This window comes from Pandoraea pnomenusa (assembly GCF_000767615.3).
Classification (GTDB): domain Bacteria; phylum Pseudomonadota; class Gammaproteobacteria; order Burkholderiales; family Burkholderiaceae; genus Pandoraea; species Pandoraea pnomenusa.
Genome location: NZ_CP009553.3, coordinates 4,460,126 through 4,479,890 on the forward strand (window position 1 = coordinate 4,460,126; position 19,765 = coordinate 4,479,890).

A 19,765-nucleotide genomic window follows, 5' to 3' on the forward strand; every position below is an offset into this window, starting at 1 on the left:
TCCGCGCAGGCGAACGCCCCCACTCAAAACAGCCATGTCGACTCCCGGCCGCCCGTCCGACGCGCCGATGCGCCCCCTGCCCCGCATCATCTTCTTCAGCCGCTGGCTGCAACTGCCGCTGTACCTGGGGCTGATCGCCGCGCAAGGCGTCTACGTCTACAAATTCCTTGCCGAACTCTGGCATCTCATCTCGCACGCAGCGACCTTCGACGAAACGCAGATCATGCTCGTCGTGCTCGGCCTGATCGACGTGGTGATGATCTCGAACCTGCTGATCATGGTGATCATCGGCGGCTACGAGACGTTTGTCTCGCGCCTGGGCGTCGAGGGCCATCCGGACGAGCCGGAATGGCTCGATCACGTGAACGCCGGCGTGCTCAAGGTGAAGTTGTCGATGGCGCTCATCAGCATCTCGTCGATCCACCTGCTCAAGACGTTCATCGACGCCTCGCAGCAAACGCCGCACACGATCATGTGGCAGGTGATCATTCACTGCGCATTCCTGCTTTCCGCCGTGGTCATGGCCGTCGTCAACAAGATGACGAACGAGAGCCATGCCCCGGCCTACGCCTCCCCCAAGTCGTTACCTCTACCAGTTCCCACTAAGTCGAGAGTCGTTTCATGTCTACCGTCATTAAAGAAGACGACGTCATCCAGAGCGTCGCCGGTGCCCTGCAGTACATCAGCTACTACCATCCGGACGATTACATCCAGGCGCTGGGCCGTGCCTACGAGGCCGAGCAAAGCCCGGCCGCCAAGGACGCCATCGCGCAGATCCTGACCAACAGCCGCATGTGCGCCGAAGGCCGCCGTCCGCTGTGCCAGGACACCGGCATCGTGACCGTCTTCGTGAAGGTCGGCATGAACGTGCGCTGGGACGCCAAGCGCAGCCTCACCGACATGATCAACGAAGGCGTGCGCCAGGCCTACATGCACCCGGACAACGTGCTGCGCGCCTCGATCGTGGCGCCGCCCGAAGCCGGACGCAAGAACACGAAGGACAACACGCCGGCCGTCATTCACTACGAAATCGTGGAAGGCGACAAGGTCGACATCACGGTCGCGGCCAAGGGCGGCGGCTCGGAGAACAAGTCGAAGTTCGTGATGCTCAACCCGTCGGATTCGATCGTCGACTGGGTCGTGAAGACGGTGCCGACGATGGGCGCCGGCTGGTGCCCGCCGGGCATGCTCGGCATCGGTATCGGCGGCACGGCGGAAAAGGCAATGGTGCTCGCGAAGGAATCGCTCATGGACCCGATCGACATCCATGACGTGATCAAGCGCGGTCCGCAGAACTGGAACGAAGAACTGCGTATCGAGCTGTTCGAGAAGGTCAACGCCCTCGGTATCGGCGCACAGGGTCTGGGCGGTCTGGCCACCGTGCTCGACGTGAAGATTCTCGACTACCCGACGCACGCCGCGTCGAAGCCGGTCGCCATGATCCCGAACTGCGCGGCCACGCGTCACGCGCACTTCACGCTGGACGGCTCGGGCCCATCGTTCCTCGCCGCCCCGTCGCTCGACGCCTGGCCGAATGTGCACTGGGCGCCGAACACCGAAACGAGCAAGCGCGTCGATCTCGACACGCTCACGCCGGAAGAAGTCGCCAGCTGGACGCCGGGCCAGACGCTGCTGCTCTCGGGCAAGATGCTCACCGGCCGCGACGCCGCGCACAAGCGCATCGCCGACATGATCGCCAAGGGCGAGCCGCTGCCGGTCGACTTCAAGGGCCGCGCGATCTATTACGTCGGCCCGGTCGATCCGGTCCGCGACGAAGTCGTCGGCCCGGCAGGCCCGACCACCTCGACCCGCATGGACAAGTTCACCGACATGATGCTGTCGAAGACGGGTCTGGCGGTCATGATCGGCAAGTCCGAGCGCGGTCCGGCCGCCATCGAAGCCATCAAGAAGCACAAGGCGGCCTACCTGATGGCTGTGGGCGGCGCCGCCTACCTCGTGTCCAAGGCGATTCGCGCCGCGCGCGTGCTGGCCTTCGAAGACCTCGGCATGGAAGCCATCTACGAGTTCGACGTCAAGGACATGCCCGTGACGGTGGCCGTGGATGCGACCGGCGTGTCGGTGCACAACACCGGCCCGAAGGAATGGCAGGCGAAGATCGGCAAGATTCCGGTCGCCGCGGAGTAATCGCGCCGCGCCCTCGCCACGAAAAGCCCGGCTTCGGCCGGGCTTTTTTATCCACCGCCACGCGAGAATGGCTCGCATTACCATTCGCACCTCGGTTCACGAAAAGCCTTGCAGAGCTTGGCTTTCCAGACGTTTCCGGCTACCCTTCAACGGCTCGCAAACTGCATAACAAGGGATCCGAAATGAAAGGCGACAAGAAAGTCCTCGAACTCCTCAACGCACAGCTCACCAACGAGCTGACGGCGATCAACCAGTACTTTCTGCACGCCCGCATGTACAAACACTGGGGCCTCGAGAAACTCGGCAAGCACGAGTACGACGAGTCCATCGGCGAGATGAAGCACGCCGACAAGCTGATCGAGCGCATCTTCATGCTCGACGGCCTGCCGAACCTTCAGGACCTGCACAAGCTGCTCATCGGCGAGACGACCGACGAAATCCTGAAGTGCGATCTGAAGCTCGAATACATCTCGCAGAAGACCTGCAAGGACGGTATCGAGCATTGCGAAAAGGTGAAGGACTTCGTATCGCGCGAACTCTTCAACGAAATTCTGCACGACACCGAAGAGCACATCGATTGGCTCGAGACGCAGATCGAACTGATCGACAAAGTCGGTCTCCAGAATTACCAGCAGTCGGGCATGGCGTCGTTCGAAGAATAAGCCCGTCACCCACAAAACCTGGACAACAAGACGCATCGCCGCGCCGATATCGGTTTGCCGGCTTTGCGCTAGAATTTCGGGGCCGGCCGCTTGCCGGCCCTTTTTTATTCACCATGTCCTCCAACGCGCCGATTGGCGTCTTCGATTCCGGCCTAGGCGGCCTGTCAGTCCTTCAGGCCGTTCGCGCCCTGCTGCCCCATGAGTCGCTGCTCTACGTCGCCGACTCCCGCTACGCACCCTATGGGGAGCGCCCCGACACGTTCATCGAACAGCGCAGCCTCGCCATTGGTCGATGGCTGCGCGCACATGGCGCGAAGGCGCTCGTCGTGGCGTGCAATACCGCCACCGCGCACGGCGTGGCGGCCCTGCGCGCCGACGCCGCCTGGCCGGTCGTCGGGGTCGAGCCCGGCATCAAGCCGGCGGCCGCAGCATCGAAGACGGGCGTGATCGGCGTGCTGGCCACGGCAGCAACGCTGCGCAGCGCGCGATTCGCGGACCTGCTTGCGCGGCATACGGCGCAAGGCCAGCGCTTCCTCTGCCAACCCGGGCATGGACTGGTCGAGCGCATCGAAGCCGGGGATGTGGGCTCGGCCGATGTCGTGGCACTGCTCGAACGTTTTATCGAGCCGATGCTCGCGCAAGGCGTCGACACGCTGGTGCTCGGTTGCACCCATTACCCGTTCCTCATTCCGGCCATCGAGCGGCGCTTCGGCAATGCTCTCACGCTCATCGATACCGGCGCCGCCATCGCGCGTCAGTTGCAACGCCGCCTCGAGACGGCCGAACTGAGCGCGCCGACGCAGTGCGAGTCGCCGCCTGGCCTCGCCGGCACGCTCCAACTGTTCACCACCGCAAGCCCGCACGCCTTGCAGAAGATGGCCGACCGCCTGCTGCCGCACGCCCCGGGCGTTCAGGCGGTCCGGATCCCCGGGACCGGCGAAGCCAACGAAGTCACCGAATGCGTCCCAAACGACGCGGCCCGCCTGGACTTGCCGCCCAACCTTCCCATCGCGTCAGCCTGACACCGTTTCCCTGTATCCCTGAATGCAACATGGGATAGGTGGATGGCGCTTGCAAATCTCGGCAACTTAAATAATAATTATTCTCATTAGTGTTACATTTTGACGTTTTCATCATGATCGTCTGCGTCTGCAAGTCCGTTTCCGAGCGCCAGATCAAGGCATGCCTCGATGCCGGAGCCACCACCCTGGAAGATCTTCAGATCGACCTGGGCGTTGCGCTGTGCTGCGGCAAGTGCGGCCCGTACGTTCAGGAGATGGTGTCGGGTGTCACGCCGTGCTGCGGTCGGTCGTGCGGTGGCTGCTGTCAATCGGCGCAGGCCGACGCCACGACCGAGGTCGTGTTCACGCAGCGCGACCTCGCGCTGGCGGCCTGAGGCATCCGGCAAGCCCTGACGTCATCCGTTTCGATTTCCCCGTCCCGATGCGGTCTTCACCGCAGCGCGACGCTACGAAGCCAGCCAGGCGTCTCGCGGCGTCATGCGCCAGCCAGCGACCCGTCACCCTCGGAGGTGTCAGATGGAACTCCTGATCGGCTTCGTTTCGACGTTATGTTTATCGTTCTTCCTGTTTCGAAGGTGAGTCGGTGCACGGTGCCTGACTCGCTGCATTCGCCGACCGCGCCCCCTGGCGCGGTTTTCCTTTGATCGCACGTCCGGCCATCCCGAACCCCGAGGCTTCGCGCATCGCGCACCACTCGACGTTCATCTGCCGCAAACTAGCGTACCCTAGCCGTTAACATGTCGACCGCCGTGCCCCCTGCCGTGACGACTTCCGGTCGTGCGCCCACCTCGATTCGTGACCCGCTGACGTCGCCGCGCGCCATTGTGATCGCGGGCGCGATCGTCGTTCTCCATATCGCCGCCCTGGTCGGTTTGTCGCAGCTGCGCAACGCCCCGGAAAAAGCGACCATCGAACCGACCACCTTCACTGCCACGATCATTCCGCTCACGCCCGCGCCCACGCCGCCGCAACCCGCGCCGCCCAAGCCGCAGCCGGAGCCGCCGAAGCCGCGCGTGACCCCGCCGCCGCCCAAGCCACGCGTGCAGCCCAGGAATGCCATCACGCAGAAGGCCGAGCCGGTCGCGCCCGCGCCCCAGCCCACGCCGGCCGCCCCGGTGCAGAACGCCGCACCCACCCCGCCGGCGCCGCCCGCGCCGACACCGGCACCCGCACCGTCCGGTCCGATCGAAGGTCTGGCCGTGAAATGCGAAGAGCCGCGCGTGGTCTATCCGACACAGTCGCGACGCGTGGGCGAGGAAGGCACGGTCACGCTGCGGCTGGTGATCGACACGCGTGGTGTGGTCGCGAGCGCGAACGTCATCAAGTCGAGCGGCTTCTCGCGGCTGGATCAGGCCGCCCGCACCGCCGCGCTGGCAATGCGCTGCGCGCCCCCGATGCAAAACGGTCGCGCGGTGGAAGCCGCCGCGACCAAGCCGTTTAACTTCAATCTGAACGATTAACGAACTGGATCTCCCGAGGAACGCAAAATGCAAGAGTATGGTTTGAGCCACGTCTGGGCACAGGGCGATTTCGTCACCCGAGCCATCGCGATCGTGCTGCTGGTGATGTCGGTGCTGTCCTGGACGGTCATTATCATCAAGGGCACGCAAGTCTTCCGCCTGAGCCGCCTCACGCGCTCCGCCGAACCCGATTTCTGGCATTCGGAGAACTTCTCCGCCGGTTTGCAGAAGCTCGGCGAATCGGGCCAGAACAATCCGTTCCTCGCGCTGGCCCTCGCCGGTCAGGACGCCGCCGAGCATCATCGCCAGAGCCAGCCGCATCTGCACGACAAGATGGACGTGAGCGACTGGATCACGCGCGCGCTCAAGAATTCGGTGGACGACACGGTCTCGCGCCTGCAAAGCGGCCTGGCCATGCTCGCCTCGATCGGCTCGACGTCGCCGTTCGTGGGATTGTTCGGTACGGTGTGGGGCATCTACCACGCGCTGCTGGCGATCGGCGCCTCGGGTCAGACGACCATCGACAAGGTGGCAGGCCCGGTGGGCGAAGCCCTCATCATGACCGCGTTCGGTCTGTTCGTCGCCATCCCGGCCGTGCTCGGGTTCAACGCGCTCACGCGCGCCAACAAGGGCATCGTCTCGAAGCTCAACCGCTTCGCCCACAGCCTGCACGCCTATTTCCTGACCGGCGCGAGCCTGCACTCGACGCAGTTCGCCAGCAACGTCACGCCGGTGCGCAAGCCGTCCACGCCGGCCAGCGCCAGCTAAGCCGGCGCACGAAACAAGGAGTTCGCCATGGCCATGGGTTCATACAGCAGCGACGACGGCGCCGACGACGCAATGATGAGCGAGATCAACATGACGCCGCTCGTCGACGTCATGCTGGTGCTGCTGATCATCTTCATCGTGACGCTGCCGGTGCTCAATCACGCGGTCAAGCTCGATCTGCCGCAGGCAAGCAACCAGCCGGAAGACACCAAGCCCGCCAAGATCGACCTCTCGATCCAGGCGGACGGCACAGTCTACTGGGACAAGCAGGCCATCGACGAGGCCACGCTCAAGGCACGCCTGGCCCAGGCGGCCGAGGCGCAGCCGCAGCCGGAGCTGCACCTGTTCGCCGACAAGAATGTGCGTTACGAGAGCGTTGCGAAGGTGCTCTCCGACGCCCAGACGGCAGGCGTGACCAAGCTCGGTTTCGTGACCGAGCCCGCGACGAAGTAGTCCGCACGCGTTCCACCGATCCGACGCTTCGCGCAAGTCGAAGCCGTCGCAGTACACAAAGCGCGGTGCCGGTCACCGCGCTTTTTCCATCCCCGCCCTTGCCCCGGCGCCGTCACCGCCCGCGCAGACTCGCTCGACTTTCCCGCCTCTCTCCCATCACTTTTCCGCCATTTCCCGATGAAGTTCACGCATTGTTCCAATCGGGTAACAATGCTTCCAGCGTTACGGGCTACTCCCGGTACCGGCCACCCCGATATAGTGGGGACATGACATTGGACGCGTCACGCCGCCCTGGCGCGCGCCCCCACAGGAGATTGCCCCATGAGCACCACCTTCGCCCGTCCGGTCGCCCGTGTCTTCACGGCAGCGCAAACGCAGGAAGGCGCCGGTTTTCACGTCAACCGCCCCTTCCCCACGCGCATGATGATGGACTTCGATCCGTTCCTGCTGCTCGACGAGATGGGTCCGATGCAGGTGGCCCCCGGCGACGCCAAGGGCGCGCCTGACCATCCGCACCGCGGTTTCGAGACCGTCACGTACCTGCTCGCCGGAGAAATGGAGCACCGCGACTCGCAAGGGCACGCCGGCAAGCTCACGCCCGGCGACGTGCAATGGATGACGGCCGGTGCGGGTGTGATCCACTCCGAAATGCCGTCGCAGGCCTTCCAGCAACGCGGCGGCGAAATGCACGGCTTTCAGCTCTGGGTGAACCTGCCGCGCACGGACAAGATGATGACGCCACGCTATCAGGAGCTGCCGGCTGCCGGCATCCCGAACGCAACGAGCGAAGACGGCAAGGTGTCGGTGCGCGTGATCGCCGGCGAGGCGTTGGGCACACGCGCCGCCATCGAGACGCGCACGCCGATCCTGTACCAGCACTTCACGCTGCAACCGCAGGCGCTGCTCGATCATCCCGTGCCCGCCGACTTCAACGTGTTCGCCTACGTGATCGACGGCGAAGGCAATTTCGGTGCCGAGCCCGTTGCCGCCAAGGCGCATCAGATGGTCGTGTTCGGCAACGACGGCGAGAGCATTACCGTGCGCAACGATGGCGATCGGCCAGTGTCGTTCCTGCTGATCGGCGGCAAGCCGCTGGGCGAGCCGGTGGCACGCTACGGCCCGTTCGTGATGAACACCGAGAGCGAGATCCGCCAGGCGATCCTCGACTTCCAGGCGGGTCGCATGGGCCGCATCCCGGCCTCGGGCGCGGGCGCGTCTGCCTAAGGGCAGCGTCCCCGGCCGCACGACAGCAGCATCCGGCGCGGCGCAAGCCGCCCCATCGTTCGCACCGGCCCGGCGAATTTGGGTCACAATGACACTCATTGAGTGCATCGTGGCCCATACGTTCGCCGGGCCGTTTTCATCCAGCCCCCACAGGAGCCGCCATGGCTGCAGAAGCGATTGTCACCGCCCATCTGGGCGCCGCCGGTTACACCACGCGTCTCTCGGACGGCAAACACGAATGGATCGCCGACGAGCCCGAAACGCTCGGCGGTGCGGACCTCGGTCCGGCCCCGACGGCGCTGCTGCTCTCGAGCCTGGGCGCATGCACATCGATCACGTTGCAAATGTATGCGCGCCGCAAGGAGTGGCCGCTCAAGGATGTGAAGGTGACGCTCGCGATGAATCCGGATGGCAAACCGCCGATGGGGACCACGCAGATCACGCGCAAGATCGAGCTGGGCGGGGATCTGTCCGAGGAGCAGCGTCAGCGTCTCTTGGAAATCGCCAATGCGTGCCCAATTCACAAGGTGTTGTCGGGCACCATCGCCATCGACAGTTCGCTGGTCGAGTAAGATCCGGCGCGCGCACGGCCTCTCGCTCCATGGCGACGCGAGGCCGGCCGTCATCGATTGAAGGGGAAATAGTCTTGCAGTACGAACATCTCATCGAGGTCAACGACCTTCTGAATCCGCTGGCCTTCGCGCTGTCCCGCGACCAATTGTGGCGAGGCCTGGTACTGCGCGCCGAGCAGCCGGAATCCTTTGTGCTGGGGCTGGACAAGTGCATCGTGCACGAACGCACCGACGACACGCTCACCCGCGAGCTGCGCTTCGGCGAGGCGGTAGTGCGCGATCGCGTGATCTTCGAAGCCCAGCAATCGGTCCGCTACGAGACGGCCGCCACCGACCAGCACGCCGGCGGCTCGCTCACGATGCGAATCGAAGAGCCCACGCCCACGCATTATTTCGTGCGCTTCACCTACAGCACCACGCTGCCGGAAGACGCCGCGACGGCCGATACCCGCTACAGCGAATTTGTGAAATCCGCCTATCGCGAAGCGGACATCGACACGGTGGCCCAGATTCGCGCCCTCGCGGAGCAGGGCGCACTGGGCTGAACGCCCGCCCCACAGGGCATTGCCGGACACCACCGTACGGCGCCGGTCCGATGCCGGTCATCCTTCGGCATCGGACCAATTAGCAAAAATCTATTCCAGAGAATACGACAATAGCCAAATTCAAATACAAATGGGAATGATTCTCATTTAATATTCATCTCACAGTCAGCCACACGGATGAGCGAGATGACCGCAAGCCACACCACTGCCCGCCAGACCACGCCCGCAACGGCGCCGCGCCGCACCCTGTCGGTGTCGACGACGCGCACGCAGGCGGCCAGTCCGGCGGCGGAAAAGCCGGCCAGCCACGCCACGGGACGCGTGCTCACGAGCGATCACCTGTTGCAGGGCACGCAGTGCGTGAACATCCTGCACAACGGACAGACGTACCAGCTGCGCGCCACGCGCTACGGCAAGTTGATCCTGACGAAGTAAGCGATTGAATCTGCAAGCATTTTGGCGGTGGCGAGACCACGACCTCGCCGCCACCTTCACCGAGTTTTGTGGGGACCACCTCGCCTAAGAGGTGTTTGGCAGTAGCCAGCGAACGCAACGCGATCCCATGTAGTTACGGCAAGCCCCTCTCTACCTGCGTTGCGCGCCAGCCAAGCCGCTTTTTTTGTCCACCCACACGGGTTTCATTGATGTTCTCCTCGCGGCGCCGCCTGCAAGCCTCAGGCACGCCGTCCGGCCTGACAAGCCCTTGACCCATCCGCGAGGATGGGTTTTTCTTTACATCACTTCGCGGTGACGGCAGCAATGCCCGCCCGGGCGATCTGCGCGTCTTGCGCCGACTTCACACCCGAGACGCCGACCGCGCCGATCACATCGCCGTTGACAACGATGGGCACGCCGCCTTCGAGCATGGCGGTGTTCGGCGCGCTCAGGAACGCGAAGCGGCCGCCATTGATCATCTCTTCGAACGCACCGCTCTCGCGACGGCCGACGGCCGAGGTCTGCGCCTTGCCAAGCGACATCATGGCGGTGCTGGGCGCCGCGCCGTCCATGCGGTGCAGCGACAGCGCGTGACCGCCGTCGTCGACGATCGTGATGCATACGTTCCAGCCGTTCGCGCTGGCTTCGGCCACGGCGGCGGCGTTGATCTTCTGCACGTCTTCAACAGTCAGGACTGCTTTCGTCTTCATACGTCTCTCTCATTCAGGGTTGGCAATTCAGGAAGCCGCGCCGGGCGCGGCTTCCGCGGAAATCCGCCTGCGACGATGCCTCCGGCACGTGACATCGCGCAGGCAACGGACCGCTCAGTGCCCTACGGCCAGCGCCATCCACTCGCGCAGCGCCTGTCGCGTCCTGCGCAAACCGTCGAGTGTCGGCCACATGCCGGGCACGGCATCCGGGTCGAGGTTGCTCGCATTGCAGCACGGCGCGGGTACCACCGTGAGTCCAGCGCGCTCGAACTGATCGCGGGCGCGGCGCATATGCCAGGCACTCGTGACCAGATAGACGCGCGACACGCCGGCGTTGGTCAGCATGCGCGCGCTGAAGATGGCGTTTTGCGCCGTGTTCAGTGATTGTCCTTCGGTCCAGCGCACCGGCACGCCGAATTCCTCGGTGGCGACCTGCGCCATCAGACGCCCCTCGACCGCCTGTCCGCTCGGGCTGCCGCCGGACATGAGCACCGGGAGGTGCGTCTCACGGGCGAGAAACGCGCCGTAGCGCACCCGTGCAAGCGTCTCCGTGCTCAGGTCGGCATCCTTGCGCCAGCCCTTGCTGGCGTATTCGGTAGCGTTGACGCTGGTGCCGCCGCCGAGGATCACCACGGCCTGTGGCAGCGCCGCCGCCGTGGCCGGATGCTGTCGCGCAGCGTCGTACGCCTTGAGATCGACCGGCTTTCCCACCTCGAGCCCATACGCGATCTGCCGGGCGAACCACGGCATGGCCTGCAGCCAGAGCACCCCGGCCGCGAGCACGGCCAGCGTCCTCCCGGTGCGCGGCCAGCGCCGCCAGCTCACGAGCGAGAGCACCGCGAGCACAAGCACATTGGCTGGCGGCAGAAACAAGCTGACGAGGAGGTTCCGGGCGAGCCAATCGAAGGGCATCCCGCCAGTCTACTGGACTGCACACGCGAGTGCATCCATTCTCTACGCCAGGGCGCCCACTGGCGCGCCGCGCACCGTTGCGCGCAAGCTTGCCGGGGCCGGCGTCACGGCACGACTCCACGCCGCAACCCGAAGCGACGCCTCTCCGTACTTTCCTCAGGACGTTCGCGCCGGCATTCCGGTTACACTTCGCGCATGCCCGACGACCTCACCGCCGACTTGGCCACGCTTCCCCGTCAATTGCTGGTGACGCCCGACGTCACCTCACGCACCCAGATCGCCACCTTCGCGTCGCAGCTCGCGCAAGCGCTGGCTCGCGGCATTCGGCTCGTACAACTTCGCAACCGGTCGCTCGACGCCGACGGCTATCGCGCCCTTGCGGAGAGCGCGCTGGCCCTGACGCATGCGGCCGGGGCGCAACTCATCCTCAATCCACCGCGCGACGTGGCGGACCTTTGGCTCGACATTGCCAGCGGCAAGCATGCCGGCACGGTCCCGCAGGCCGACGGCTGGCACCTGACGAGCGAGCGGCTCATGGCGAGCCAGACGCGTCCAGCGGGCTGGCGACGGGTGAGTGCCGCGTGTCATGACGCAGCCCAGCTCGCGCAGGCCGGCCGACTCGAACTCGACTTCGTGACGCTGTCCCCCGTACTCGCCACCGCCACGCATCCGGAGGCCACGCCGCTCGGCTGGCCCGCATTCACGGCCCTTGCGGCACAGGCCACGCTGCCGGTGTTCGCGCTCGGCGGCATGCGTGCCGACATGCTCTCGAACGCGCGCCACGCCGGCGCCTACGGCATCGCCGCGATCCGCGCGTTCTGGCCTACGGCCTGAGGCCCCCTCAAAACGACAAAGGGGCGGATTCAATCCGCCCCCGGGTGCGCGCCGCCGATGGCGTCGCAGTACCGCTGACTCCCTGATCGCCGGCGTCGCTTACCCGGCGAGCGCCTTGCGAGCCGCGATCACGCCCTGCGCGTAAGTCGGGTCGATCTTCTCGAAGTGCGCGATCTGACGCGCCGACACGTCGTCCGGCACGCCCTGCATCGAGGCGGCGATGTTGCCGAACAGTCGGCCCTTCTGCCCGTCGTCGAACAACTGGAACAGCGCGCGTGGCTGCGAGTAATAATCGTCGTCTTCGCGATGATCATAGCGATCGGCCAGGGCGCCCACTGCTTGCGGCGGCTCGCGGAATTCCGGCTGCTCCGCGAATGCGCCGTAGCGATTCGGCTCGTAATTCGTCGTGCCACCCAGATTGCCGTCCACGCGCATCGCGCCATCGCGGTGGAAGCTGTGATGGAACGGGCACTTCGGCGCATTGACCGGAATGGCACTGTGATTCACGCCAAGACGGTAACGCTGCGTGTCGCCGTACGAGAACAGGCGCCCTTGCAACATGCGGTCGGGCGAGAAGCCGATGCCCGGCACCACGTTGGCCGGATTGAACGCTGCCTGCTCGACGTCGGCGAAGTAATTCTCCGGATTGCGATTGAGTTCGAGCACGCCCACGTCGATGAGCGGGTAGTCCGCGTGCGGCCACACCTTCGTCAGATCGAACGGGTTGATGCGATAGGTTGCCGCGTCGGCCTCCGGCATCACCTGCACCTGCATGCGCCAGCGCGGGAAGTTGCCGGCCTCGATCGCCTCGAACAGGTCGCGTTGCGCGCTTTCCCGATCGCCGGCGACCACCTGTGCCGCCTGCGCGTTCGTCAGGTTCTCGATGCCCTGCATCGACTTGAAGTGGAACTTCACCCAGAAGCGTTCGTTGGCCGCGTTGATGAAGCTGAATGTGTGCGAGCCGAAGCCGTGTTGCTGGCGGTAGTTCGCCGGCAGGCCGCGATCGCTCATGAGAATCGTGACCTGATGCAGAGATTCGGGGTGACGCGACCAGAAGTCCCACGCAGCCGTCGGATTGCGCAGGTTTGTCTTCGGATCACGCTTTTGCGTGTGGATGAAGTCGGGGAACTTGAGCGGATCGCGCACGAAGAACACTGGCGTGTTGTTGCCCACGAGATCCCAGTTGCCTTCGTCGGTGTAGAACTTCAGCGCGAAGCCGCGCACGTCGCGCTCCGCATCGGCCGCACCGCGCTCGCCGGCCACCGTCGAGAAGCGCAGGAACACCGGCGTTTCCTTGCCGATGGCCTCGAACACGCGCGCCCGGCTGTACTTCGTGATGTCGTGCGTGACGGTGAGCTTGCCGAACGCACCGGAGCCCTTCGCGTGCACGCGACGCTCCGGAATCACTTCCCGGTCGAAGTGCGCGAGCTTTTCGAGGAACCACACGTCCTGCAGCAGGGCTGGGCCGCGCGGGCCGGCGGTGAGCGTGTTCTGGTTGTCGGGCACCGGGGCTCCGGCGGCGGTCGTGAGTTTTTTCGTATCTGACATGTGACGCTCTCCTGTTTCCTGATCGGGCAATCTCGCCGGACTCATGCGCCCATCTGCGCAAAGTCGGCGAGCACGTGTTCCAGCGTGGTTTCGATGTCGTGCCAATAGGCTTTGAATGGGGTCATCGTCGGCGCCTCTCCGGGCATGGGGTGGCTCGGGCAATCGTCGCGTCGGTGGGCGGTGGCCTGCTGGCAGTGCCCGTTGCCAACGCGTGCCGTCAGATTAAATATTTTTATCGAAATCGTAAAATTGATCGTTTTTATATATTCAATAGACAAAAGCAATACGCCGCGGCTCGGCGCAGCGGCGGCGGCATGACAGTCGGAAGGACCTGGAGGAAAAAGCGGAAGGGAAAAAGCGCGAGGGGAAGACGGGGAAGCGCCGACAAGCGGCGGGGGCGGAATGCGGTGACCTGTCGGCCGCGCCCGCCCCGGCCGCTCAGTTCGACGTGGCCGGAAGATCCAGCGGAATCACACCCGGCAGGTGGCATTTGGCAATGGCTTGCGCCACGGCGTCGATGGCCGGCAGGCGCGTGAAGCTCTTGCGCCAGGCGAGCACCACGCGGCGGTCGGGCACGGGGGCCGAGAACGGCACGTAGCGCAACAGGCTGTCGGGTGCCTGCGTGTCGGGCACGGACGTCTTCGGCAGCACGGTGATGCCCACGCCACTCGCGACCATGTGGCGAATCGTCTCCAGCGACGAGCCTTCGAACGTCTTCTGGATGCCGTCGGCGTTCTGCGAGAAGCGCATCAGTTCGGGGCATACGCCCAGCACGTGATCGCGGAAGCAGTGACCGCTGCCGAGCAGCAGCATGGTTTCCTGCTTGAGATCGCCCGCGTCGATCTGCTCGCGCGTGGCCCACGGGTGCGAGCGCGGCAGTGCCACCACGAACGGCTCATCGTAGAGCGGACGCACCATCAGACCGCTCTCCGGGAACGGCAGCGCCATGATGGCCGCATCGATCTCGCCCTGCTTGAGCAGTTCGATGAGCTTGAGGGTGTAATTCTCCTGCAGCATGAGCGGCATCTGCGGCGTCGTCTCGATCATCTGCTTGACGAGTGCCGGCAACAGATACGGGCCGATGGTGTAAATCACGCCCAGGCGCAACGGTCCCGCGAGCGGATCGCGGCCCTGCTTGGCAATTTCCTTGATGGCGATGGTCTGCTCGAGCACGCGCTGCGCCTGCGCGACGATCTGCTCGCCGAGCGGCGTCACGCTCACTTCCGCGGCGCCACGCTCGAAAATCTGTACGTTCAGCTCGTCTTCGAGCTTCTTGATGGCCACCGAGAGCGTCGGCTGGCTGACGAAACAGGCTTCCGCCGCGCGACCGAAATGGCGTTCTCGCGCCACCGCCACGATGTACTTGAGTTCCGTGAGGGTCATGTCGTCCTAACCTGTGTAAATTAATCGAACAACGGCAGTCGATAGATTTTCTTTTTTATAGCACAATCGGGCGGCAATTGCCCGTTTTCAGGCGACGCTCCCGTCGGCACCGCGCTCCCCCTGCCACCGACCGCCGCACCGGCGTCGAGTACCGTCCTGCCGGCCCGGCACCCGGGGTCATGCCTTCAGATAGTCTTCGCGCGCGCCGAGCCATCGCTCCAGATGCGCCGCCACCGCGCCTGGATGCGATTTGAGCAACCGGTCGGCCGCCTCCTGCGCGCCCGGAATCATCCAAGCGTCCTCGTTGAGGTCGACGAAGCGCAGCATGGCGGCGCCCGACTGCCGTGCACCGAGGAATTCTCCCGGGCCGCGAATCTCCAGATCTCGCCGCGCGATGACGAAGCCGTCGGTGGTCTCGCGCATCGTCTGCAATCGCGCCTTGGCGCCCATCGACAGCGGCGAGGCATATATCAGCAGGCACACCGATTCGGCCGAGCCGCGCCCGACGCGTCCTCGCAATTGATGGAGCTGCGCGAGACCGAAGCGCTCGGCATGCTCGATGACCATCAGCGACGCATTGGGCACGTCCACGCCCACTTCGATGACCGTGGTCGCCACGAGCAGATGCGTGTCGCCGCGCGAGAAGTCGTCCATCACGGCGGCCTTCTCCGCCGGCGAGAGCCGACCGTGAACGAGGCCCACGCGCAATTCGGGCAGCGCCGCCACCAGTTGCGCATGCGTGTCGACGGCCGTCTGCAATTGCAGGGCCTCGCTCTCCTCGATCAGCGGGCACACCCAGTACACCTGACGGCCGGCCAGCGCGGCCGCGCGAACCCGGTCGATGACCTCGGGACGCCGCGTGTCGCTGACGAGCTTCGTCACGACCGGACTGCGCCCGGGCGGCAGCTCGTCGATGACGGAGACGTCGAGATCGGCGTAGTAGGTCATGGCAAGCGTGCGCGGAATCGGCGTGGCGCTCATCATCAGTTGGTGCGGCATGGCGTCGTCGCCCATGCCGGCGGTCTGCATCTTGCTGCGCAGCGCCAGACGTTGGGCGACGCCGAATCGATGCTGTTCGTCGACGACGGCCATCCCCAGCCGCGCGAACACGACCGTGTCCTGAATGATGGCGTGCGTGCCAATGACGAGTTGCGCCTCGCCGCTGGCCACGCGGGCCAGCGCCTCGCGCTTTTCCTTCGCCTTCATGCTGCCGGCAAGCCACGCGAGCGTCACGCCCAATGGCGCGAGCCATGCGGAGAGCTTGCGCAGATGCTGCTCGGCCAGAATTTCGGTCGGCGCCATGATTGCGGCCTGGTAGCCCGCGTCGATGGCCTGCGCGGCGGCAAGCGCCGCGATGATCGTCTTGCCGCTGCCCACGTCGCCCTGCAGCAGCCGCTGCATCGGATGCGGCTCGGCCAGGTCGGCGCGAATCTCCGCCCAGACGCGTTGCTGCGCGCCTGTCAGACGAAACGGCAGCGCCGCCTCGAAGCGTTCCAGCAGGCCACCGGGCACGCGCGCGCCCAAGGCCGGTGCGGCGAGTCGCCGGCGCGCGGCCTGCGCACGCTTGAGCGACAACTGCTGCGCCAGAAGCTCCTCGCACTTGATGCGCAACCACGCGGGATGCGAACGCTCGATGAGCGCCGTCTCCGACACGTTCGGCGGCGGTGCGTGCAGCAGGTGCACGGCGTCGGACAACGCAGGCAGCGGATGATCGGGGCCGATGGCGTCCTGGAGCAGACCCGGCGGCAGCAGTTCCGGGAGCGGCGTGCGCGCCATCGCGTTGTGGATGGCCTTGCGAAGATACGCCTGCGACAGGCCCGCCGCACTCGGATACACCGGCGTGAGCGACTCGGGCAACGGCGCGGCGGCGTCCTGCACCACGCGATATGCGGGGTGCACCATCTCCAGCCCGAAGAATCCGCCCCGTACTTCGCCGCGCACACGCACACGCGTGCCAATGGCGAGCTGCTTCTGCTGGCTGCCGTAGAAATTCAGAAAACGCAGCACGAGTTCGTGCCCATCGTCCGCAATGCGTACGACCCACTGGCGGCGCGGCCGATAGGCGACTTCGCTGGACGTCACCACGCCTTCGACCTGCGCCAGCTCGCTCGGAAGCACCTCGCCGATCTTGCGCAGCGTGGTTTCGTCCTCGTAGCGCATGGGCAAGTGCAGGATGAGGTCGATGTCGCGCTTCAGGCCGAGTTTGGCGAGCTTGTCGGCGCTGCCGGCTCCGGCCTTGCTGGCTGCGGGCCTGGTGGCCTTGGTGGCCTTGGTGGCCTTGGTGGCCTTGGCGGGCCCTGATGCGCCGGAGGATTGGCCGGACTTGTCGGAATGGCTTGTCCCCGCGTCCGTCGGGGGGTTGGCGGACTTCGCCGATGCCGGCGCGGCGCTATCGGCAGCGGCGGCCCCGGAGCGACGCGCGCCGCGCCTGGCGGCCACGCGCGGCGAGGCGTCGGCCTGCGCGCCTGCGGCATCGGCAAGGTCCACGAGGTCGGCAGGGGCGTCGTCGGGCGCGGTGGCGGACATTCTGCGTTCGGTCATGCAGTCGCGAATCTGGCGTTCCAAGTAAAATGGCGGTTGCTACGCATTGTAAACGCTGATGTATACCCTCTCCGATTTCGATTTCGACCTGCCGCCCGAGCTCATCGCGCAGACCGCTCTCGCCGAGCGCACCGCCAGCCGCTTGCTGGAGGTCGACGGCAGTGTCACGCCACCGCATCTGTACGACCGCCGCTTCGCCGACCTGCCCGGTCTGCTCGCCCCCGGCGACCTGCTCGTCTTCAACGACACGCGCGTCATCAAGGCGCGCCTGTTCGGCCAGAAGGCAAGCGGCGGCAAGATCGAGGTGCTCGTCGAGCGCGTGATCGACAGCCGCACCGCGCTGGCCCAGATCCGCGCCAGCAAGCGTCCCGGCCCGGGCACCGTGCTTCGCCTGGCGGATGCCTTCGACGTGACGGTCGGCGAGCGCGTCGAGCCGTTCTACACACTTCATTTCCCGGACGACTGCTACACGCTGCTCGAGACGTATGGCCGCCTGCCGCTGCCACCTTATATCGAGCACGACGCCGACGCCGCCGACGAGACACGCTACCAAACGGTCTACGCCCGCAATCCGGGCGCCGTGGCGGCCCCCACGGCCGGCCTGCACTTCGACGACAGCTTGTTCGCCCGTCTCGACGCACTCGGCGTGCAACGCGCCACGCTCACCCTGCACGTGGGCGCCGGCACCTTCCAGCCGGTGCGCGTGGAGAACATCGACGAGCACAAGATGCACGCAGAGTGGTACGAAATCACGCCGGAGCTCGTGCAGGCCATCGCCGCCACCCGCGCCCGCGGCGGGCGAGTGATCGCCGTGGGCACGACGTCGATGCGGGCGCTCGAATCGGCCGCGCAGGCCGCGCTCGTCGCCGGAGACGCACCGGGAACGCTTCGCCCGGGCAGCGCCGAGACGGACATCTTCATCACGCCCGGATACCGGTTCCAGGTGGTCGATCGCCTGATCACCAACTTCCACCTGCCCAAGTCGACACTGCTCATGCTGGTGTCGGCTTTCTCGGGCATGGAGACGATCCGCGCGGCCTATCGGCACGCAATCGAGCAGCGCTACCGCTTCTTCAGCTATGGCGACGCGATGATCCTCTCGCGCGTGGAAATGCACGACGCCCCCCTGGCCGCGGCCTGAGAGACGCGATATGCGCGGCGGGCCGCCGCGCGCGGGCGGGCGCGTCGGCCGCCGATCGGGGCCCATCGCATGCGTGGGCCGTCGCACCCGGCCCCGCCGGCCGGTGGGGCGTTCTCATCGAGCGCCATTCGACCCGGTACAATGGCGCCTTGGCCGCGCATGGGGCGCTGGCCGCTTTTTGACGCCCCCGCGCGTGCGCCGGCTTGTTTTGCCGGTAGTGCCGGGGCGCACGACACATGCTCAAGTTCGAACTCATCACCACCGACGGGCAGGCCCGCCGGGGACGCGTCACGCTCAACCACGGCGTGGTCGAGACGCCCATCTTCATGCCCGTGGGCACCTACGGCTCGGTCAAGGCGATGTCGCCCGCCGAACTCGTCGAAAACAACGCCCAGATCATTCTCGGCAACACGTTCCACCTCTGGCTGCGCCCGGGCCTCGAGACAATCGCCGCGCACGGTGGCCTGCACCGTTTCATGGGCTGGGACCGTCCGATCCTGACCGACTCCGGCGGCTTCCAGGTCTTCAGCCTCGGCGAATTGCGCAAAATCAGCGAAGAAGGCGTGAAATTCGCCTCGCCCGTCAATGGCGACCGGTTGTTCCTCTCGCCGGAAATCTCGATGCAGATTCAACACGTGCTCAATTCGGACATCGTGATGCAGTTCGACGAATGCACGCCTTACGAGATCGACGGCCGCCCCGCCACGGAATCGGAAGCCGGCCAGTCGATGCGCATGTCGCTGCGCTGGGCCAAGCGCTCGATCGACGAATTCAACCGCCTCGAAAACCCCAACGCCCTGTTCGGCATCGTGCAGGGCGGCATGTACGAACATCTGCGCGACGAGTCGCTCGCCGGGCTCTCCGAGCTCGACTTCCATGGTTATGCCATCGGCGGGTTGTCGGTCGGCGAGCCCAAGGAGGACATGATGCGCGTGCTCGAGCACGTGGCGCCGCGCCTGCCCGCGAACAAGCCGCACTACCTGATGGGTGTGGGCACGCCGGAAGACCTCGTGGCGGGTGTGTCCGCGGGCGTCGACATGTTCGATTGCGTGATGCCCACGCGAAACGCGCGCAACGGCTGGCTGTTCACGCGTTTCGGCGACTTGAAGATCCGCAACGCCTCGCACAAGAGCGACACACGCCCGCTGGACGAAACTTGCGGGTGTTACACCTGTCGAAACTTCTCGCGCGCCTATCTGCACCATTTGCAGCGAGCCGGGGAGATTCTGGGCGCGCGGCTCAACACCATCCATAACCTGCATTACTATCTCACGCTGATGCAGGAAATGCGGGATGCCATCGAAGCCCACCGATTCGACGCGTTCGTCACCCAGTTCCGGGCCGATCGCGCGCGCGGCGTGCAGTGACGGCCCGGGGCTCCGCAACGGGCACCGAATCCCCGTGGAAGGC

At 65.6% G+C, this 19,765-nt stretch carries 20 protein-coding genes and 1 pseudogene; 15 read left to right on the forward strand and 6 right to left on the reverse strand.

The window, feature by feature from the left end:
- Window positions 1-34: 34 nt before the first annotated feature.
- The 12 genes and pseudogenes from LV28_RS43920 to hemP form a co-directional block, all read left to right on the forward strand.
- Window positions 35-589, forward strand: a pseudogene (locus LV28_RS43920) (TIGR00645 family protein); the annotation flags it as partial.
- Window positions 590-621: 32 nt separating this feature from the next.
- A complete protein-coding gene (locus LV28_RS43925; protein WP_023597423.1) occupies window positions 622-2,145 on the forward strand; it encodes a fumarate hydratase in 1,524 nt (507 codons plus the stop codon).
- Window positions 2,146-2,327: 182 nt separating this feature from the next.
- Entirely contained in the window at window positions 2,328-2,807 is a 480-nt protein-coding gene (gene bfr / locus LV28_RS43930) for a bacterioferritin (RefSeq protein WP_023597424.1), read from the forward strand.
- A 113-nt stretch (window positions 2,808-2,920) separates the two neighbouring features.
- Window positions 2,921-3,829 (forward strand): glutamate racemase, encoded by a 909-nt coding sequence (gene murI, locus LV28_RS43935; protein ID WP_038619889.1) that lies wholly within the window; start codon window positions 2,921-2,923, stop codon window positions 3,827-3,829.
- A 113-nt stretch (window positions 3,830-3,942) separates the two neighbouring features.
- The gene (locus LV28_RS43940) at window positions 3,943-4,203 is read left to right on the forward strand and encodes a (2Fe-2S)-binding protein (protein ID WP_023597426.1); all 261 of its coding nucleotides are present in this window, start codon (window positions 3,943-3,945) and stop codon (window positions 4,201-4,203) included.
- A gap of 363 nt (window positions 4,204-4,566) precedes the next feature.
- Window positions 4,567-5,289: an energy transducer TonB gene (locus LV28_RS43945; protein ID WP_023873194.1), complete on the forward strand. Its 723-nt coding sequence runs from the start codon at window positions 4,567-4,569 to the stop codon at window positions 5,287-5,289.
- A gap of 27 nt (window positions 5,290-5,316) precedes the next feature.
- A complete protein-coding gene (locus tag LV28_RS43950; RefSeq protein ID WP_023873193.1) occupies window positions 5,317-6,057 on the forward strand; it encodes a MotA/TolQ/ExbB proton channel family protein in 741 nt (246 codons plus the stop codon).
- Window positions 6,058-6,084: 27 nt separating this feature from the next.
- Complete coding sequence (locus LV28_RS43955; RefSeq protein ID WP_023597429.1) at window positions 6,085-6,510, forward strand: ExbD/TolR family protein; 426 nt, start codon at window positions 6,085-6,087, stop codon at window positions 6,508-6,510.
- A 321-nt stretch (window positions 6,511-6,831) separates the two neighbouring features.
- Window positions 6,832-7,734, forward strand: a complete 903-nt coding sequence (locus LV28_RS43960) for a pirin family protein (protein WP_023597430.1) — start codon at window positions 6,832-6,834, stop codon at window positions 7,732-7,734.
- A 161-nt stretch (window positions 7,735-7,895) separates the two neighbouring features.
- Window positions 7,896-8,306, forward strand: a complete 411-nt coding sequence (locus LV28_RS43965; RefSeq protein WP_023873190.1) for an OsmC family protein — start codon at window positions 7,896-7,898, stop codon at window positions 8,304-8,306.
- A gap of 74 nt (window positions 8,307-8,380) precedes the next feature.
- Entirely contained in the window at window positions 8,381-8,851 is a 471-nt protein-coding gene (locus LV28_RS43970; RefSeq protein WP_023597432.1) for an SRPBCC family protein, read from the forward strand.
- Window positions 8,852-9,028: 177 nt separating this feature from the next.
- Window positions 9,029-9,286, forward strand: a complete 258-nt coding sequence (gene hemP, locus LV28_RS43975; RefSeq protein WP_023873189.1) for a hemin uptake protein HemP — start codon at window positions 9,029-9,031, stop codon at window positions 9,284-9,286.
- A 302-nt stretch (window positions 9,287-9,588) separates the two neighbouring features.
- Here the strand turns inward: hemP and LV28_RS43980 are convergent, their stop codons facing one another.
- Together LV28_RS43980 and LV28_RS43985 are read right to left on the reverse strand one after the other, a co-directional pair.
- Entirely contained in the window at window positions 9,589-9,996 is a 408-nt protein-coding gene (locus LV28_RS43980; RefSeq protein WP_023597434.1) for a GlcG/HbpS family heme-binding protein, read from the reverse strand.
- Window positions 9,997-10,110: 114 nt separating this feature from the next.
- On the reverse strand, window positions 10,111-10,908 hold the full coding sequence (locus tag LV28_RS43985) for a YdcF family protein (protein ID WP_023597435.1): 798 nt from the start codon (window positions 10,906-10,908) through the stop codon (window positions 10,111-10,113).
- 195 nt (window positions 10,909-11,103) lie between these two features.
- Between LV28_RS43985 and LV28_RS43990 the strand changes: the two genes are divergently transcribed.
- Window positions 11,104-11,742 carry a thiamine phosphate synthase gene (locus LV28_RS43990; protein WP_023873188.1) on the forward strand — a complete coding sequence of 213 codons (639 nt, stop codon included), beginning with the start codon at window positions 11,104-11,106 and terminating at the stop codon, window positions 11,740-11,742.
- Between the two features lie 99 nt (window positions 11,743-11,841).
- Here LV28_RS43990 and LV28_RS43995 read toward each other — a convergent pair whose 3' ends face one another.
- From LV28_RS43995 to recG, 4 genes are all read right to left on the reverse strand, one after another.
- Complete coding sequence (locus LV28_RS43995; protein ID WP_038619886.1) at window positions 11,842-13,290, reverse strand: catalase; 1,449 nt, start codon at window positions 13,288-13,290, stop codon at window positions 11,842-11,844.
- A gap of 41 nt (window positions 13,291-13,331) precedes the next feature.
- Window positions 13,332-13,568, reverse strand: a complete 237-nt coding sequence (locus LV28_RS48900; protein ID WP_152552663.1) for a hypothetical protein — start codon at window positions 13,566-13,568, stop codon at window positions 13,332-13,334.
- A 160-nt stretch (window positions 13,569-13,728) separates the two neighbouring features.
- Window positions 13,729-14,673, reverse strand: coding sequence for a LysR substrate-binding domain-containing protein (locus LV28_RS44000; RefSeq protein ID WP_023597437.1), 945 nt, complete (start codon window positions 14,671-14,673; stop codon window positions 13,729-13,731).
- 177 nt (window positions 14,674-14,850) lie between these two features.
- On the reverse strand, window positions 14,851-17,214 hold the full coding sequence (gene recG, locus LV28_RS44005) for an ATP-dependent DNA helicase RecG (RefSeq protein WP_038619883.1): 2,364 nt from the start codon (window positions 17,212-17,214) through the stop codon (window positions 14,851-14,853).
- A 58-nt stretch (window positions 17,215-17,272) separates the two neighbouring features.
- Here recG and queA point away from each other — a divergent pair, with 58 nt between their 5' ends.
- Window positions 17,273-18,355, forward strand: coding sequence for a tRNA preQ1(34) S-adenosylmethionine ribosyltransferase-isomerase QueA (queA, locus tag LV28_RS44010; RefSeq protein WP_023873183.1), 1,083 nt, complete (start codon window positions 17,273-17,275; stop codon window positions 18,353-18,355).
- A 236-nt stretch (window positions 18,356-18,591) separates the two neighbouring features.
- On the forward strand, window positions 18,592-19,722 hold the full coding sequence (gene tgt / locus LV28_RS44015; RefSeq protein ID WP_023597440.1) for a tRNA guanosine(34) transglycosylase Tgt: 1,131 nt from the start codon (window positions 18,592-18,594) through the stop codon (window positions 19,720-19,722).
- Window positions 19,723-19,765: the final 43 nt, after the last annotated feature.

Excerpts from the sequence above, each read along its gene's own strand:
- murI (WP_038619889.1), top strand. The coding sequence starts at position 2,921 with ATGTCCTCCAACGCGCCGATTGGCGTCTTCGATTCCGGCCTAGGCGGC.
- bfr (WP_023597424.1), top strand. The coding sequence starts at position 2,328 with ATGAAAGGCGACAAGAAAGTCCTCGAACTCCTCAACGCACAGCTCACC.
- LV28_RS43960 (WP_023597430.1), top strand. The coding sequence starts at position 6,832 with ATGAGCACCACCTTCGCCCGTCCGGTCGCCCGTGTCTTCACGGCAGCG.
- LV28_RS43925 (WP_023597423.1), top strand. The coding sequence starts at position 622 with ATGTCTACCGTCATTAAAGAAGACGACGTCATCCAGAGCGTCGCCGGT.
- hemP (WP_023873189.1), top strand. The coding sequence starts at position 9,029 with ATGAGCGAGATGACCGCAAGCCACACCACTGCCCGCCAGACCACGCCC.
- LV28_RS43985 (WP_023597435.1), bottom strand. The coding sequence starts at position 10,908 with ATGCCCTTCGATTGGCTCGCCCGGAACCTCCTCGTCAGCTTGTTTCTG.
- LV28_RS43995 (WP_038619886.1), bottom strand. The coding sequence starts at position 13,290 with ATGTCAGATACGAAAAAACTCACGACCGCCGCCGGAGCCCCGGTGCCC.
- queA (WP_023873183.1), top strand. The coding sequence starts at position 17,273 with ATGTATACCCTCTCCGATTTCGATTTCGACCTGCCGCCCGAGCTCATC.
- LV28_RS43945 (WP_023873194.1), top strand. The coding sequence starts at position 4,567 with ATGTCGACCGCCGTGCCCCCTGCCGTGACGACTTCCGGTCGTGCGCCC.
- recG (WP_038619883.1), bottom strand. The coding sequence starts at position 17,214 with ATGACCGAACGCAGAATGTCCGCCACCGCGCCCGACGACGCCCCTGCC.
- LV28_RS43950 (WP_023873193.1), top strand. The coding sequence starts at position 5,317 with ATGCAAGAGTATGGTTTGAGCCACGTCTGGGCACAGGGCGATTTCGTC.
- LV28_RS43980 (WP_023597434.1), bottom strand. The coding sequence starts at position 9,996 with ATGAAGACGAAAGCAGTCCTGACTGTTGAAGACGTGCAGAAGATCAAC.
- LV28_RS43990 (WP_023873188.1), top strand. The coding sequence starts at position 11,104 with ATGCCCGACGACCTCACCGCCGACTTGGCCACGCTTCCCCGTCAATTG.
- tgt (WP_023597440.1), top strand. The coding sequence starts at position 18,592 with ATGCTCAAGTTCGAACTCATCACCACCGACGGGCAGGCCCGCCGGGGA.
- LV28_RS43940 (WP_023597426.1), top strand. The coding sequence starts at position 3,943 with ATGATCGTCTGCGTCTGCAAGTCCGTTTCCGAGCGCCAGATCAAGGCA.
- LV28_RS43955 (WP_023597429.1), top strand. The coding sequence starts at position 6,085 with ATGGCCATGGGTTCATACAGCAGCGACGACGGCGCCGACGACGCAATG.
- LV28_RS44000 (WP_023597437.1), bottom strand. The coding sequence starts at position 14,673 with ATGACCCTCACGGAACTCAAGTACATCGTGGCGGTGGCGCGAGAACGC.
- LV28_RS43965 (WP_023873190.1), top strand. The coding sequence starts at position 7,896 with ATGGCTGCAGAAGCGATTGTCACCGCCCATCTGGGCGCCGCCGGTTAC.